At 32.0% G+C, this 17,811-nt stretch carries 9 protein-coding genes; 7 read left to right on the top strand and 2 right to left on the bottom strand.

All coding sequences use genetic code 11. The features are described 5' to 3' along the window. Positions 1 to 67 precede the first annotated feature (67 nt). The 7 genes from K8354_RS17120 to K8354_RS17090 all read left to right on the top strand — a co-directional run bounded on the left by K8354_RS17120 (position 68) and on the right by K8354_RS17090 (position 14,119). The gene (locus K8354_RS17120; RefSeq protein ID WP_223443749.1) at positions 68 to 4,087 is read left to right on the top strand and encodes a hybrid sensor histidine kinase/response regulator transcription factor; all 4,020 of its coding nucleotides are present in this window, start codon (positions 68 to 70) and stop codon (positions 4,085 to 4,087) included. 115 nt (positions 4,088 to 4,202) lie between these two features. Continuing rightward, positions 4,203 to 7,274 (top strand): SusC/RagA family TonB-linked outer membrane protein, encoded by a 3,072-nt coding sequence (locus K8354_RS17115; protein WP_223443746.1) that lies wholly within the window; start codon positions 4,203 to 4,205, stop codon positions 7,272 to 7,274. A 4-nt stretch (positions 7,275 to 7,278) separates the two neighbouring features. Next, positions 7,279 to 8,826: a RagB/SusD family nutrient uptake outer membrane protein gene (locus K8354_RS17110; protein WP_223443743.1), complete on the top strand. Its 1,548-nt coding sequence runs from the start codon at positions 7,279 to 7,281 to the stop codon at positions 8,824 to 8,826. Next, on the top strand, positions 8,817 to 10,172 hold the full coding sequence (locus K8354_RS17105) for a glycosyl hydrolase (protein WP_223443740.1): 1,356 nt from the start codon (positions 8,817 to 8,819) through the stop codon (positions 10,170 to 10,172). The genes K8354_RS17110 and K8354_RS17105 overlap by 10 nt, the downstream gene beginning before the upstream one ends. A gap of 76 nt (positions 10,173 to 10,248) precedes the next feature. Continuing rightward, entirely contained in the window at positions 10,249 to 11,016 is a 768-nt protein-coding gene (locus K8354_RS17100; RefSeq protein WP_223443736.1) for a T9SS type A sorting domain-containing protein, read from the top strand. Positions 11,017 to 11,105: 89 nt separating this feature from the next. After that, a complete protein-coding gene (locus tag K8354_RS17095; protein ID WP_223443722.1) occupies positions 11,106 to 12,587 on the top strand; it encodes a sulfatase-like hydrolase/transferase in 1,482 nt (493 codons plus the stop codon). Then, positions 12,584 to 14,119: a sulfatase family protein gene (locus K8354_RS17090; RefSeq protein ID WP_223443719.1), complete on the top strand. Its 1,536-nt coding sequence runs from the start codon at positions 12,584 to 12,586 to the stop codon at positions 14,117 to 14,119. The genes K8354_RS17095 and K8354_RS17090 overlap by 4 nt, the downstream gene beginning before the upstream one ends. A gap of 379 nt (positions 14,120 to 14,498) precedes the next feature. On the opposite strand, the gene K8354_RS17085 is transcribed toward K8354_RS17090, so the two are convergent. Further along, positions 14,499 to 16,160: a right-handed parallel beta-helix repeat-containing protein gene (locus K8354_RS17085; protein ID WP_223443717.1), complete on the bottom strand. Its 1,662-nt coding sequence runs from the start codon at positions 16,158 to 16,160 to the stop codon at positions 14,499 to 14,501. Beyond that, positions 16,144 to 17,547, bottom strand: a complete 1,404-nt coding sequence (locus tag K8354_RS17080) for a sulfatase-like hydrolase/transferase (RefSeq protein ID WP_223443714.1) — start codon at positions 17,545 to 17,547, stop codon at positions 16,144 to 16,146. Before K8354_RS17080 ends, K8354_RS17085 begins: the two co-directional genes overlap by 17 nt. Between the last annotated feature and the right edge of the window lie 264 nt (positions 17,548 to 17,811).

Below are 17,811 nucleotides of genomic sequence, written 5' to 3'. Positions count from 1 at the left end.
AACATTGCATATGTAAAAGACTTAAAGTAATTTAACAATTCAATAAAAATTGATATCCTATTTACTGATGTTTAAACATTTTTTATACTTTTTTGCCTTTATTTTTTCAACAAATTTCTTTTCTCAAAACAATGCTGAAAATTATGTAATAGAATTTATTACCACAAAAGAAGGTTTATCTCACAACTACGTATCTAGTTTAGTTAGTGATGATTTAAATATGAAATGGATCGGAACCGAAAATGGCATCACAAAATTTAACGGTTACGATTATGAATACATTAAACCCAATGAAAAATACAAAGGTTTAATCAATGAAAATATAGAAGTTCTTTTTTTAGATAATGAGGCTAATTTATGGATTGGTACTAAAAGTGGAGGCATCTCTTATTTAGATATTAGAAAAAATAGCATAAGAGATTTTAACCATTTAATAGACATTGCCAACCAAGGCAATCTTAGAATTACATCAATTTCTCAAGATTCTGAAAGTAATATCTGGATTGGAACTTGGAAAAGTGGTGTTTTTGTTATTGATTTTAAAAACGATAAATTAAAAGAACATTTTAACTACTACGAACCTATTTATAGCATTAAAAAAGACTTTAAAAACAACATGTGGTTTTGCAGTGGTAATAGGCTTTTTCAATACTTTTCAGAAACTAAAAAAATTAAAATTCATCAATTTCCCAATGCTCTAAGTGATATTTTACCCGATCAGAGTAGAAATAAAGTTTGGATAACCAGCAGTAAAAATGATCAAAACATCTATAATTATGATTATGCAAACGAAAGTATTAAATCGGTAAAAGTTGATGTTAAAAGTAGTTTTACAAAAAAAATGTCTCTTGATAAATACAATAGAATTTGGATTGGTACATGGAGAAATGGGGTTTTTAGAAGTAACGATGATATCAGTGAATTTAAAAAAGTACAACTTGTTTCAGAAAATTCTAGAATATTAAAAGGCAACTATACAACTATATTAAATATTCATCATGATAAAAATAATGTTACTTGGCTATCTACAGCTGGTGGAGGTATTGTGAAGATTTTAGAAGGAAATGGATTTAAAAATATAGATCAAGCCTTATTAAAAAGTGACTTTAAAGAGTTTATCAATTGCACGAGTATTTATAAAAACAAACAGAAAGTATTTTTAGGAACCCTATTAAAAGGAGTTTATTTTGGTGATGATTTCTCGAATCTAAAACAAATTGAAAGTCTCGGCAATGTAAAAATAAATGCACTTTACGAACACCAAAACAAGCTTTACATTGCTACAGCAGAAGGTTTTGCAATTTTTGATTTGTCAACTGAAAAAACATTATTTTATAACACCGAAATTAAAAAACCAACAAGTTTTTTAATCAAAGACAATACGCTTTTTATAGGAACACAACAAAGTGGTTTGGCTATTGTAAATCTTGATTACATAAATGACTCAAACGCCTATGTATTTTATAGTGAAGATTTTAGAGAAAATAGAATAGAGAGTAATAGAGTTACCTCTATTGTAGAAGATGCTAACGGAAAAATTTGGGTAGGCACTTATAATGGTATTCATTGCTACAACAAACAAGAGAAAACGTTCATCAATCAAAGTAATTTGCTTAAAGAAAAATTACCAAGTGTTATTATCAACTCAATGGCAATTAGAGATGGTAAAATTTGGCTAGCAACACCTAATGGACTGATTAAGTTAAACAACAACAAAACCAATTTAACTATAGAAGAAATTCTTACAAAGAAAGAAGGTTTAAATAGCGATTTTATTTGTGCAATTGCCTTTGATAACCAATCAAATTTATGGTTTAGTACCCATACAGAAATTGTAAAATACGATTATATTAAGAAATCAATAACAAGTTATGGAGATATTAATGGTATACAATCTACCTCTTTTAACAACAACAGCTTCTTTAATTATAATGGTGAAACCATTTTTTTTGGTGGCGTAGATAATGTCACTTGCTTTAATCCTTCAGAAATTAAAGACTATGAAAATATACCTGAAATAATTTATACCAATCTAAGGGTTAATAACCAATTAATTACCTTTCAAGAAGGGAACTCTATTCTCGAAAAAAACTTTAATTATGCCAAAGAAATAAACTTATCATACAAAGAAAATTTTTTTTCAACACGTTTTGCTGTCAACGATTTTTTGGGTGATTTAAATTTAAGATACAAGTACAAATTAAATGATTATCAAAATCAATGGATTGATTTACAAAACAGAAACGAAATAAATTTTGCAGGTTTATCTCCAGGAAAATATGTTTTAGAAGTAAAATCATCTAGGGATAATAAAAACTGGAGTCAACCAAAATCTATTACCATTAAATTATCTGGCTCTCCGTGGAAAAGTAATCTTGCCATTTTTATGTACATTTCAATTATATCACTAATTGCTGTATATTTAATTCGTAATAATAATGCGAGGATAAGGCTTAAAAATAAATTAGAAATTGCCAAGATAGACAAAGAAAAAGAAGTAGAATTATCAGAAGCTAAACTAAACTTTTTTACCAATATTTCTCATGAATTTAGAACGCCACTAACTCTCATAATCAGCCCTTTAAAAGAGTTGATGGAAAATGACAACTTACCACCAAAAGTCTACAATAGTTTAAGTTATATTGATAGAAATACAAGTAGATTGTTAAACTTAATAAATCAATTATTAGATTTTAGAAAAGCAGACCATGGTTTGTTAAAATTAGATGTTTCTAATGGTAATTTTGTTAGGTTTTCTAGTGAAGTATTTTTATATTTTAAAGAAGCTGCAAAATCAAAAAACATAAAGTATAGCTTTAAAACCAATAAAGAAGTGATACAATTTCCTTTCGATAGAAATAAAATGGAAATTGTTTTGTGCAACATTTTGTCAAATGCTTTAAAATATACTTCCTCTGGCGATAAAATTAAAATGAAGATTGATAGTGATGATGAGTACTGTATAATTAGTATAACAGATACTGGTATAGGTATGAATGCTAAATACTTAGAAAAGATTTTTGATAGATTTTTTCAAATAAAATCTGCTAATTCTGTTAAAATGATTGGTAGTGGAATAGGATTATCGTTTTCAAAAAAAATTGTAGAGCTACATCATGGAAGCATTATAGCAAAAAGTACAGTGAATGAAGGTGCAGAGTTTATTATAAAACTAACCTTAGACCCCAATTTATATGCTGGTGAAATTAATGAAAATTTCATGACATCAGAGAATATAAAAGGATACGTTAGAAATACTGATTCAGAACAATTAGAATCGTTAAAAATTGAACCTAAAAAACATAAAATTTTAATCATAGATGATAATGTAGAAATTTTAAGCTATCTAAAAGATATACTTTCAGAAACTTACGATGTAATTCAGGCAGAAAACGGAGATGTAGGTTTTAAGAAAGCATCCTCTGAAGTTCCAGATGTTATCATAAGTGACGTTATGATGCCTGGTAAAGATGGTATTACACTTTGTAAAGAACTAAAATCTCAAATAACAACATCTCACATACCTATTATACTATTAACTGCAAGAACCTCTACCGTTTTTGAAATTGAAGGATTAAAAACAGGTGCTAATGATTATGTTACAAAACCTTTCGACGCAAAAATAATTAAAGCCAGATTAGAAAGCTTAATAGAAAATCAAGACAAATTAAAACTACACTTACTAAACAAAGTTCGTTTTGAGCCTACTGCAAAAGAAGTAGAATCTGATTCTGATACAGAAAACACCTTTATTAACAAAGCTATTTTATTAGTAGAAAATAATTTAGAAAATAATTCTTTTGGCATAGAAACTATGGTTGATGCATTAAATATGAGTAGATCTAGTTTGTTTAGAAAAATAAAATCATTAACAGGACTCTCATTATCTGCTTTTATAAGATCTATTAGACTAAAAAAAGCGGCACATTTAATCTTAACATCAGACTTAAATTTAAGTCAAATTGCGTACGAAGTTGGCTTTAATGATTATAAATATTTTAAAACCTCTTTTAAAAAACAATTTAAGTGTTTACCCTCTAAATACAGTGGCCTTTATGAGAAAGGAGACAAAGAAATCACCTCTTAGATTCATTTAACCCCAAAAAATGGTCAATTTAACCTATTAAATAACGCTTTAAGTTTAGAACTTTGGCTCATGAAAGTTATAACGACTTTTATTAACTAAACACTAAAACTTAAATATGAAAGTACTTATTTTTTATTTTCTTTTATTTTCTACGTTCGGGGGAGTTATTTTATCACAAAATACAATTACTGGTAAAGTAACAGATTCAGATGGTTTATTATTACCAGGAGCCTCCATAACTGTAAAAGGAACAGCAAAAGGAACCACAACAGATTTTGATGGTGCTTTTAAAATTGAAGCCTCTTCTGGGGAAATTTTGGAAGTTTCTTATCTTGGATATGAAACGAAAATAGTAAAGGTAGACTCTAAAAAAGTTTACACAATAGTGCTAATGGAAAGTGCATCACAACTTGATGAAATTGTTGTGGTAGGTTATGGCACTCAAAAAAAGGTAAATGTTACAGGAGCTGTCCAAACCGTTACTTTTAAAGACGAAGTAAATCAACCAGTTACTAATTCAGGTCAACTGCTGTATGGTCGTTTTTCTGGGGTGCAATTAACACAGTCTTCAGGTAGTCCTGGTGCAGATGCTTCTTCAATTGTAATTAGAGGTATAGGTACTTTTGGAGGTAGCCAACCTTTAATAGTAATCGATAATATTCAATACGAAAGTCTAGCAGCGTTTAACAGTCTTGCTCCTTCAGATATTGAAAGTATTAGTGTTTTAAAGGATGCATCATCCTTAGCAATTTACGGTGCTAGAGCAGCAAACGGAGTTGTTTTAGTAACTACAAGAAAAGGTAAATCAGATAAATTTGAAGTAAGCATTAATAGCTTTTATGGTATGCAAGAGGCTACCATTAAACCTGAGTTTTTAGGTTCTTTGGATTATGCTACCTTAATGAACGAAAAATTTAGAAATGAAGATGGTGTTGGATTTCAACCAAGATATACTCCAGAACAAATGGAAGCTATTAGAACGGGTTCTTTACCAGACCAATTTGGAGATACAAACTGGGCAGATAGAGTGCTTACTTTAGCGCCTATTCAGAATCATAATATTTCTTTTTCTGGCGGTAACAGCAAAACTACATACAGACTTTCTTTAGGCTTCTTAGGGCAAGATGCTATTGTAAGAAGTAAATTTAGATCAGAAAGATATAATATGAGTTTAAATATCAATTCTAAAGTAAAAGATTGGTTAACTATTAGTAGTGTTTCCAATACTTTTTGGAGAAGAAACACAGGACCTTCTGGCGGGCAAAATGCGTTTAGTGGAGATAATGGAATTATCTATTCATTTCAAAGAGCAGCTCCAACCATTCCTGCTTTTTACTCAAATGGTGAATATGGTATTGTTGATGGAGCATACTTAAATTCAAATGCATCACTCTTAACTCAAAACCCGTTAAGAAGAGGCTATTTTGGTAATTTTGAAAGTGATGTAATTAATATGAGTCAGCGATTTGGGTTGAACTTTAAATTGTCTGATAACTTAAGTTTTGAAACAAGTGGGAGTGCAAATATTGTATATTCTAACGTTTCAAACTTTACACCAAGAGCTACTTTAGAAGATTGGGATGGCAATATTGTAATTCAAAACGACTTAAATAGTTTGTCTAACACCACAAATTTTGATTATACTTTATTAAACGAAAATATCTTACGATACAACGGAAAACTAAATGATAAAAATAGTTTCGATGTTTTATTAGGTCACTCTATATTCTATTCTAAAGCAGATGGTTTCTCAGGACAATTAAGCGGATTTCCAACAGACAACATAGAAGAATTTAATGGTGGTGGTGTTGTAGATCCTGCAGTTTCAGGGGGTGCAAACGAAGACGTAAAACAATCATTTTTTGGAAGACTTAAATACAATTATGATGATCGGTATTTAGCTGAAGTAAACTTTAGGTATGATGCATCAGGTAGTGCTTTTGGACCCGATAATTTATATGGTGCCTTTCCTTCTGCTTCCTTAGGATGGAGAATTTCTAATGAAAAATTTATGAAAGATATAAAGATTATTAACAATTTAAAACTAAGAGCTAGTTATGGATTGGTTGGTAATGACAGAGGTGCAGGAAGATATGTTTTTGAACAAACTTACAACCCTGGTTTAGATTATGTTTTAGGGAACGATGTTATTGTAGGTGGTGTTGCCATTACAAGTTTAGCAAATCCAAATATTAGATGGGAACAATCTGAACTTTTAGATATCGGGATAGATGCAGGAATGTTTAAAAACAAACTTCAACTAGAATTAGGTTATTTTAGAAAAAATAGTACTGATATTTTATACGCTAATTTCCCTGTTCCTTCTACAATCGGAGTTAATAATTTAGGAGCCACAAATGCAGCTTCAATGATTAACGAAGGTATTGAGTTTAATGGTAGTTTTAGAGGTAATATTGGCGAAGTAAAATACAATGTTGGTGGAAACTTTACAAAATTACTTAGAAATGAAGTAACAGGCTTAGGTGATGGTGGTGAAGAAACTATAACGAACACAAATATTATTAGAATTGGAGAGCCATTAAGAGCTTACTTTGGGTATCAAGCGGTTGGCATTTTCCAAAGTATCGAGGAAATTGCAAATTCGCCTACCCAATTTGGGAACTCAACAACTGGACCCGGAGATATTAGATATGCAGACACAAATGAAGATGGTGTTGTAGATCAAGATGATAGGGTTATTATTGGTGATCCAAATCCAGATTTATTATACAACTTTAACGCTTCTTTTGAATACAATAATTTCGACGTAAACTTATTATTTCAAGGTGTTCATGGTGTCGATAGATTATTGATGGGTAATGGTAATTTACCAATGAATGATAATAGAAGTAACGTATTAACGTATTGGTTAGACAGATGGACTCCTGAAAACCCCAGCACTAGTTTACCAAGAATTGGTGGTCAAAACAACACATTAGTATCTTCTTTCTATGTTCAAGATGCTTCGTATTTAAGACTTAAAAACCTTGAAATTGGGTACTCTTTACCACAAGCTGTTTCCGATAAAATCAACGTAAGTAAATTAAGAGTATTTGTAGGTGCACAAAACTTATTAACATTTACTGGATTAGAGAATTTTGATCCAGAAGGAGCTAATGGAAGTCAAAGTACCAGAAATGCACCACTTTACAAAACGATCACTTTAGGTTTAAATTTAAAATTATAACATCATGAAAAAAATATTAATAGCAATTTTTATATCACTAAGTTTGGTGAGTTGTAGTGATGATTTTGTATCACGTAACTCGCTAACTCAAATTGCAGAAGGTAACTTTTGGCAAAGTGAATCAGATGCTTTCTTGGCACTCAATGGAGTCTATGCAGCTTTACAAGGTAATTCAATTTATGGAGGGAGCTTAAATGGATTTCAAGGAATTCCTGGTTTTGATGGCTTAGGCGATAACAGTTTCAACAACTTTAAATGGGAAGGTCCAGGTATTTTTATGGAGGGCGTTTTAACCCCTGCATCAGGTCCTATCAGTACATTTTGGAACGATCATTATAGAGGTATTGCTAGAGTTAATGCAGTAATTCAAAATGTAAATAATATTTCTACAGATTTAATCCCTCAAACCACTAAAGATCAATTATTAGGTCAAGCTTATTTTTTACGTGGTTTACTCTATTTTAACTTAACCGTTTTCTATGAGGATGTTCCATTAATTACAGCTCCACAAACCTTAGAGGAAGCGTTTGTGCCAAAAAACACAATGGCAGAAGTAACTGCACAAATTGTAGAAGATTTAAAATTTGCCTCAGAAAACTTACCAGTAAGTCATCCTAGTAATTTATACGGTTATGCTACAAAGGGTGCTGCTTTAGGTCTATTTGCAAGAGTGCAATTATATAACAAAGAATACACAGGGCAATTTGGTGTTATACAATTAACAAGCCAATTAATGGGCTTAGGCTACAGCTTGAATCCAAATTATGGAGAATTATTTACAGAAGCAGGTGAAACTTCTAATGAAGTTGTTTTTGCAGTTCGTTTTTTAAGAGGTGATGAATCATCAAGTGGTGAAACGTTTTCTGCAACTTTCTTAGGTTTTCCAAAAGGTGATGTAAGACCAATGCCAAACTTGGTAAACGATTATCATTGTATAGATGGCTTGCCTATTACACAATCTCCACTATATGATGATAATAATAAAGGGGCTAATAGAGATCCAAGAGCCAATGCAACGATATACTTTACAGGTGATCAATATATGAATGATCCTGTTAGAATTTTTCAAGGAAATGGTCCTACACGATTTGGGCAAAGAAAATATATCAGACAAGGTCCTGATGCTGAAGGAAACCCTGTTTTTGGTCAAGGTTCACAAGACTTTCATGTAATTAGATATGCAGATGTTCTATTAATGAGAGCAGAAGCATTAGCAGAAACTGGTGATGTAAATGGTGCAGCAAGTTTGGTGGACCAAGTGAGAGCACGAGTTGGTATGCCCAGCGTACAAAGTTTACAAGGTAGTGTAGCTCAACAAGAAATGATAGAAATTGTAAGACACGAAAGAAGAGTAGAATTAGCTATGGAAGGTTTACGTTTTATGGATTTAAAAAGATGGGGAACCATTCAAGAAGCTTTTCTTAGAGCAGAATCTGATCCTGTAGGTCCTTATAATCCTAATTATTTAGGTAAGAGATCTGAAGTTTTTCCTATTCCTCAAAATGAAATAGATGTTAATCCTCAGTTAGAACAACACCCAGCATGGCAATAAATAAAAAATTAATAACAATAAAAAAAATACTATCAATAGCAATATTAGTAACAACCATAACTAGTTGCGAACCTAACGTTATAGGAGATTTTGATTCAAGTGAACTTCCAGAAGTAGCTGTAGACACTAGAGTTAATAAAAAAGGAGTTGCCTTTACCAACAGAGCTAAAGATTGGTCTCACAAAACAAGTGCCATGGGTGCACATTGGATGTACAGTTGGGGTAACGAATTAAGAGATGAAATTCCTGAAAATGTTGAATTTGTGCCCATGTTTTGGGGTAAAGGATCTGTAACGGATGACAATATTAACAGAATTAAACAACTTGTTGCAGAAGGAAAAGTACACTATATTTTAGGTTTTAATGAACCTGATGGTGCTGCCCAAGCAAACATGAGTGTAGACGAAGCTATTGCATTGTGGCCTAGACTAGAAGAAATAGGCGTTCCTATTGGATCGCCAGCAACTGTAAGTCCAAATAATGAATGGATGGTTGAATTTATGCAAAAAGCTGAGGCAAATAATTTGCGTATAGATTTTGTTGCGGTACATCATTATGGTGGTCCTAATGTATTGAATCTTATCAATAAACTGAAAGAAACCTATGCTGCTTATAACAGACCTCTTTGGATTACTGAATTTGCAGTTGCTGATTGGAGTGCAACGTCCCCATCAGCAAACAGATATTCTCAAGAACAAGTAATTGAGTATATAAATCAAGGTTTAACAGCCTTAGACGAAATTGAATGGATAGAAAGATATGCTTGGTTTAGCGGAACTCAAGCGCCTTTATTTACGTCTGCTTTGTTTGATGACGATGCAAATGTTACAACTGTGGGCGAAGTATACGCAAACCATACTCCAAATCCTGAAATCGGCCCAGGACAAGACACTTCTTTCACGCCAGTAGTAGATCCGAACGAATTAATTGTAAATGGTGGATTTGAAACCGGTTCTCCAGCTCCTTGGGCTGGATTTAAAAACGGCGTAACAACAGTTGATCCTTTTACAGGAAACTTTGCTGGAAGAATTGAAGGTAATGATGGTTCATTATTCACAGTTGCAGAGGTTACTCCGGGTAAAACTTATATTTTAAAGTTTCAATCTAAATGGATAGAAAATATTCCAAATTCGTTCTCACCTGTGTTAAGAGATGATGTAGCAGGAGGTTTAGGATTGTTAGAAAGACTTCCTGAAGTACCAAAAACAGATCAATGGGTAGAATCTACGTATGAATACCAAGTACCTGATGGCGTTACAAAACTTAGAATTGTTTTCTATAAAGGACAAGTAAATCCAACTTTCCCACAATTCTTTTTAGATGATGTTTCTCTAAAAGAAAAATAATACAAACACGAAATGTTCAGTTTTAAAACATTTTAAGACTGAACATTAATTATAAACCTACTTAAAGCATACTATTATGAAAAAAATTACTTTATTATTTCTTACTTTATTAATCTCTTCTATTGGGTTTAGCCAAAACTTAGTGGTAAATGGAGACTTTCAAACTGGTGCTATTGGAGACCCTGTAGAATCTTGGGGCGGATTTAAAAATAGAATTGCTGTCGATGATATTACCACCTCTAATGTTGGTCAAGTAGAAAATGGCGACGGTTCTCTTTTTCATTTGATAGATGTAACTCCTGGAGACACGTATGATGTAAGTTTTAAATACAGATGGTTAGGTTCTGGTAGCGCAGCCAACGCTGTTTTAACTGCTCGTGTGAAAGATGAATTGGCCTCTGGAAGACCAAATTTAGATTTTACAGATAATTCTAACGGTTATACTTTTAGTACCAATTTAGATGAATGGCTTACAGCAGATTTTAGTGTAACTATACCTAGTGGTGTAACCAAAATAAGACTTTTATTTTTTAAACCAAATGGTAATAAACCTGTAAACTTAGATGATGTTTCTTTTACAAAATCATCCACAGCATCCCTAGAAAATTTAAAACAATTTAACTTTAGTGCTTATCCAAACCCGGTAAATAACAGCTTACATATTTCTGCATCAGAAAACGTAGAAAAAGTAGAAATCTTCAATGTTTTGGGTCAAAAAGTTATCAATGTTTTACCAAATAGTAGTAAAACTCAATTAGATGTTGCAACTCTAAGTAGTGGTATTTATATGTTAAGAGCAACCATTAATGGTAAAAAAGGGACCTCTAAATTTATCAAACAATAAAAAGTTTCATGTATTAGTTTGAATGTAATAGTAGAGTAATAACGGAAACCAAAAACCTTTTTCTCTACTATTTTTTTTAAAATAAAAATATGTTAAAACACTTAAAATCTATAAAAAACCTATTTTTAGCTTGTTGTATTTTTTCAATAGTAAATTCTTGTGCAGACAAGAATAAAAGAAGTACGCTTGTAACAGTAAAGGTAAATTCTGATAAAATTACACCTAAAAATCAACCTACTAAAAAACCAAATATTATTGTTATTTTGGTAGATGATGCTGGCTATGTAGATTTTGGTTTTATGGGAAGTAAAGATTTAGAAACTCCTGAAATAGATAAGTTAGCAAAAGAGGGTGTAATTTTTACTGATGCTCATGTAAGTGCTACAGTTTGCGCTCCATCAAGAGCTGGTATTATATCAGGAAAATATCAACAAAGATTTGGATTTGAAGCCAACGGAACTGGCTATGGAAACTCAGGAGACATAGGCTTATCGGATGATGTAATTACCATTGCAGATGTTTTAAAAAAAGATTCTTATCAAACAGTAGCCTTAGGAAAATGGCATTTAGGAGCTACCAAAACAGATCATCCAAACAATAGAGGTTTTGATGATTTTTACGGTTTTTTAGCAGGTGGTAGATCTTATTTTCCTTTAAAAAACCCTTCTGAAGAACTGATGCTACAACACAATCATAAAAGGGTAGAATTTGATGGATACTTAACAGACGTATTAGGTGATTACTCCGTAAAATTTGTAGAAGAACATCAAGAGAAACCTTTCTTTATGTATTTAGCTTACAATGCCGTTCATACGCCTATGCACGCAAAAAAAGAGCATTTACTAAAATACAAAAATCATTCGCGTAAAAAGCTTGCTGCCATGACTTGGTCTTTAGATGAAAATGTAGGGAAACTTGTGAAAAAACTGAAAGAATTAAACCTATTGGACAATACATTAATTTACTTTTTAAGTGATAATGGTGGTGCAACAACAAACACAGCAAACAATGGATACCTAAAAGGTTGGAAAGGAAACAAATTTGAAGGCGGACATAGAGTGCCTTTTTTAATGAGCTGGCCAAATCAAATAAAAGGAGGTGTAAAGTTTGATGGTTTAACATCATCTTTAGACATCTTTTCTACCTCAATTGCTGCTGCAAAAATTAACAACGAAGGTTTAGCTATTGATGGCGTAGATTTACTCCCTTATCTAAAAAATGCTAAAAAGGGAAATCCGCACACAGACTTATATTGGCGTAAACTAGAAGAATCTGGTGCGCGTTACAATGATTACAAATTGATAAAACTTAAAAATTACGGAGAAAGACTCTATAATTTAGAGTATGATATTGGAGAAACAAAAGACTTATCGAAAAGCGATACATCAACATTAAATTTAATGAATTCCAAACTTAAAAATTGGGAATCAAAAATGATAGCACCTCTTTGGCAAGAAGAAAAAGAATGGATGGATGTTACGTATCACATTCACAAAAGATTAATGCAGAATAAAGAAGTGCTCTACAAAGAGCCAACTAAAAACATGAATATTTCACAAAAAAGACCATGAAAAACAATCTTCTAATTATAAGTTTTTTACTAGTAGTAGTTTCTTGCAACAACAAGAAAAAAGAAGCAGATGTAACCAAAACAGTTTCCCAAAAACCAAATATCGTTATCTTTTATGTTGATGATTTAGGGTATGGAGATTTAAGCAGTTATGGTGCTCTTGGAGTTACCACGCCTAACGTAGACAAGCTAGCAAATAATGGGATTAAATATACAGATGCTCATAGCTCTGCTGCTACTTGTACGCCTTCTAGATACTCTCTTCTTACAGGAGAATACGCCTTTAGAAACGATGCTGCAATTTTACCTGGAGATGCTCCGTTATTAATCAATCCAGCAAAATCAACTTTACCTAGCATGCTTAAAAAAGCAGGATACAAAACAGCGGTTGTTGGCAAATGGCATTTGGGTTTAGGTGATGGAAATACAGATTGGAACAAAGAAATAAAACCCGGACCTTTAGAAATTGGTTTTGATTATAGTTTTTTATTGCCAGCAACTGGAGATAGAGTTCCTACAGTATATGTAGAAAACCATAAAGCATTAAATTTAGACCCTAATGACCCTATCAAAATCAGCTATCAAAAGCCTTTTAAAGGTGTGCCTACAGGAATTACCAATCCTGAATTGCTACGATATCCTGCAGACAAACAACATAGTGAAGCCATCGTAAATGGCATCAGTAGAATTGGAAATCAAACAGGAGGTACTTCTGCACTTTGGAAAGATGAAAACTTTCCTTTTGTGTTCTCTGAAAAAGCAAATCAGTTTATAGAAAACAACAAAGAAAATCCTTTCTTTTTGTTTTTCTCTTTTCACGATATTCACGTTCCAAGACTACCAAACGAAAAGTTTCAAGGAGCATCTTCTATGGGATTAAGAGGTGATGCAATTGCGCAAATGGATTGGACAACAGGACAAATTATCAATAAATTGGAAGAATTAGGACTTGATAAAAACACGCTGGTTATTTTTACAAGTGATAATGGCCCTGTTTTAAATGATGGTTATGAAGATGGAGCAGAAGAAAATTTAGGAGATCACAAACCTGCAGGTCCTTTTAGAGGCGGAAAATACAGTGCTTTTGAAGCGGGTACAAGAGTCCCAATGATTACCTATTGGCCAGGAACTATTAAAAAAGGAGAAAGTAATGCTCTAATTTCTCAAATTGATTATTATGCTTCTTTCAGTAGTTTGGTCTCACAAAAAATGGATACTAACACAGCTATTGATAGCAAAAATGTAAAAGATGCTTTGTTAAACTCAGGTAGTGAAGCTCGCGAAATGATGTTAGAGGAATCGTTCACATTATCTATAAGAAATAAAAACTATAAATACATTGCACCTATTAGCGACAAAGATTTTCCAAAGTGGATTGTAAACAAAAAAGTAGAAGGCGGATTTTCAGAAAAACCTCAACTTTATGATTTATCAAAAGATCTCGGAGAGCAAACTAACATTGCTTCAAAAAATGAAGCTTTAGTAACGAAGATGCAAGCACAGATTGATAGTATTGTTGCTTTATCGAAATAAGTTAATAAATCAATTGAAAAAGCAGTCTTTGTGGCTGCTTTTTTTTGACCGATATTTTAAGAATCGTTTCAACAAAAGATATCCTATTTTAAAATCTATTTACAAGTTGAAGAATGATTTAAAGAATTGTCGCAACTTAATAACATTAACTAATGAAGTTTTTACATTTATTGGTAACTGATGAAAGCAAAAAATTACGCTAAATTGTATAAGTTTAGGGTAATTTAAAATAAAATTGGGGACTTTAATCAATCATCGTATGAATAGTTATTCTAGCATTATTTTTTCTGTAAAAATTCCTTTATCGTGTGTTAATTTTATAAAATAAACAACGGGTGCTAATTTTGGTAATGTCAGTTCACTAACACTTTTATAGAAACTATTGCATTTCTATAGCACCTAAATCTGGCAATCCAATGATTTTATTACCCAAGATATCTTTTTCAAGGTGTAAGCCGTATTTTAAACCAATAGTATCTTTAGGTAAATTCTGAATTTTTACCCCTTTGTTTTTAATTAATTGTTGATTGGTTGGTGTGTAGTCAGCGATAGAAAATCCTCCTAAATTTTTAAAATTTGCATCCCCGAAAATAGGTGCTTCATCCTGTAGAGGCAGTGGTTTTGGCCAACTAGAGGTGTGTAGAAAAAGATTGTTTTTAAAAAACACATCTGTAACCAACCATTTGCCTTTAGACTCAGGATTGTATTGGTCGCCCTTTACAGCTTGTGCATCGCCTTCTATGTGAAAAATATTATTTGCAATGAGTACTCCTTTTGAAATTCTATCCACAGCAAACTTGGCATCAATTTCTTTTTTTACATAAATGGTATTGTTGTAAAAATAGCTGTTTTTAGCACCAATTCTTTTCTTACCACTGTACGCACTAATCCAAAAGGTTTTCCCTTCTTGAAAAGCATCCTTTTCACCTTTTACTCTATGACCATCGTTCACACTAATGTTGTATCTGTATGAACAATTGTGATTATTTCCTAGTATTTCACAAAATCCACCAGCATTGTTTCCGCTAAAATTATATTGCAATACAATGTTATTACAATTATAATCTATATGTGCGCCGGCAGAATCTCCTGGGCCATTTGCATTTGTAAATCGGTTTTTTTCAATAAGGATGTCTGATGCTCCCCAAGTCCATAAACCACTACCTCTGCCCCATTTTCTAGAGTCGTTATTACTGCCAGATTTATCTACAATATTGTTAAAAATATGTCCATTTTTTACTCCAGACATTTGAATGCCAGGTCCTCCAGTTTCTAAAACTTGATTTCCTGAAATTTCAAAGTCTACAATACCATACTTGCTTTTTCCAGAGGTAAGTTTGATACCCGTATGCGAAACATTTTTTATACTACTTCCGCTTACTTTTACATCTTTTAAAATAGCATCTTTATGGCTATTGATAAAACGAATTCCCCAACCATAGTTTTGCGTTCCGTTAGCAGATTTGGTTTCTTTTTTAGACCTTGAAACTCCTTCTTTTTCGAAAAAAATATCGCTAACTAGTAAATTATTAAGGTAGATATGTTCAAAAGTTCCTGGTTTTGTAGTTTCTACTAAAACTCCACAACGCATTTGGTTTTGAGTAGGTTTATGTTGATTTTCATCTGGATTTGCAGATACTTCTAAATTATGGATTTCTATAAAACTTGAATTTTCTACCAAAATTGCATTTAGCAAACCTGCTGTTTTAATAATGGCTTTATCATCTTTTTTTTTGTTATCATAAACTGTAATCACAATCGGGTTTTGTTTAGACCCGCTAATGTCTACCAACTCTAAACTTTCTGTAAATATCTGATTAGATGATAAAAACAAAGTATCTCCAGCAGAAATTTTTAATTCTTTAATTTTTGAAAGCGATTGAAAAGGGCTAGCTTTAGACGTTCCTGCATTGGAATCATCTCCTGAATTGGGATGAAAATAATAATTGTTATGTTGCTGTTTCCCGCAAGCAAAAAAGCCAATCAATATAAGTAATGAAAAAAAATTGTATAAAATTGAGGATTTAATATTTTTCGACATTTTTAAATCTTTTTGGGTTTTTTTGATTGTATTCTTTATTATCTCCCAATCCATAGAAAATAGGATTGATATTGTTTTTGTTCCAAATCTCATATAAACTTTTTAATTCTTTAATCTTCAAAGAATCCTTTATGTTGTTCTTTTCTGAAATATCATTGGCTAGATTGTACAAACCAACTTCACCCTCTTTTTCAATGATGTATTTGAAATTATTTTTTCTAACTGCTGCTGATTTTTTATCATACATTCTCCAGTACAAAGTTTCATGAGGCGCTTCATTATTCTTACCTGATAAATACGGAATTAAATTTTTCCCATCAATTTTATTTCTAGGAGTTACGTTGGCTTGTGCTACTGCTGTTGCAAAAATATCTAGTGATATTATTGGGTATTCAAATTGTTGGTTTGGTAAAATTGTACCTTCCCATTGCACTGCAAAAGGAACTCTAATGCCGCCTTCAAACAAAGAACCTTTTCCTTTTTTTAGAGGACCATTAAAAGAACCTTTATTTTCATTACCTCCATTGTCTGACAAAAAGAAAACTATAGTATTTTTATCAATATTTAAATCCTTTAATTTTTGCAATAATAATCCAACACCATCATCTACGGCACTCACCATAGCCGCGTACGTTTTTCTATCCTTATTTTTTATATCTGGATATCTAGATAAATATTTTTCAGTTGCTTGTAAAGGTGCATGGGGTGCATTGTAAGCTAAGTACAAAAAGAAAGGTTTTTCGGCATTTTTATCCACAAAATTTACGGCTTCTCTAGAAAAAGCATCCGTTAGATATTCTGTTTCTTCAACTCTTGTATCGTTTCGTAAAAGCTTGGTATTATAGGCATCAAATTGCGAACCAACTTCGGATAAATCCTTACGAATTAATTGCTCTGGAAAATATTTGTGCCCCCCAGATAAAAAACCATAAAACTCATCAAAACCTCTTTTTAAAGGTCGTAAAGTAGCGTGTGCACCTAAATGCCATTTACCAATTGCCATATTTATATACCCTGCTTTTTTAAGTGCTTCTGCCAAAGTTTCTTCTTCTAGTGGTAAACCTAATGAAGCATCTTTAGGACCAAAAAGCGGATTTCTACTGTACCCAAATTGATCTTGATATCTTCCTGTTATTAATCCCGCTCTACTTGGCCCGCAAACAGCATAACTTACATATCCATTTGTGAAGACAGCTCCATTTTTTGCCAGTTGATCAATATTTGGCGTCTTTATCTGTTTGCTACCATTGAAACCAACATCTCCATAACCTTGATCATCAGTTAATATAATAATGATGTTGGGTTTATTAGATTCTTGTGCTCTTGTTGTGTAGTTTGTTATCAGAAAAAACGCGAACAAGATTAGCAATGCTTTTATAAACTTCATTTAATTATTTTTTCAATGAATAACAAAATTATGTTTCATTCATTAAAAGGTAGGGTAATTATAGACCAAATAAGGGTAATTATAACCTAAAACTCAAAGTCTTCATTTTTTTCACCTTATAAATGGTTTATTCAATTTCTATTTGTCTCCTCTAAAATTTTTATATTCGATTTTTTTTATTCAAAGAAGGAACTATGCAATTTATTACTTTTGTCGGCTCTTTGGTTTACTATTTTCGGTATTAGCATTATTGGTTCTATTTAT

The sequence above is a fragment of the Polaribacter litorisediminis genome (assembly GCF_019968605.1).
In the GTDB taxonomy this organism is placed as follows: domain Bacteria; phylum Bacteroidota; class Bacteroidia; order Flavobacteriales; family Flavobacteriaceae; genus Polaribacter; species Polaribacter litorisediminis.
Note: the sequence above shows the minus strand (reverse complement) of the source record. Positions and strands in the feature narration are given on the sequence as shown.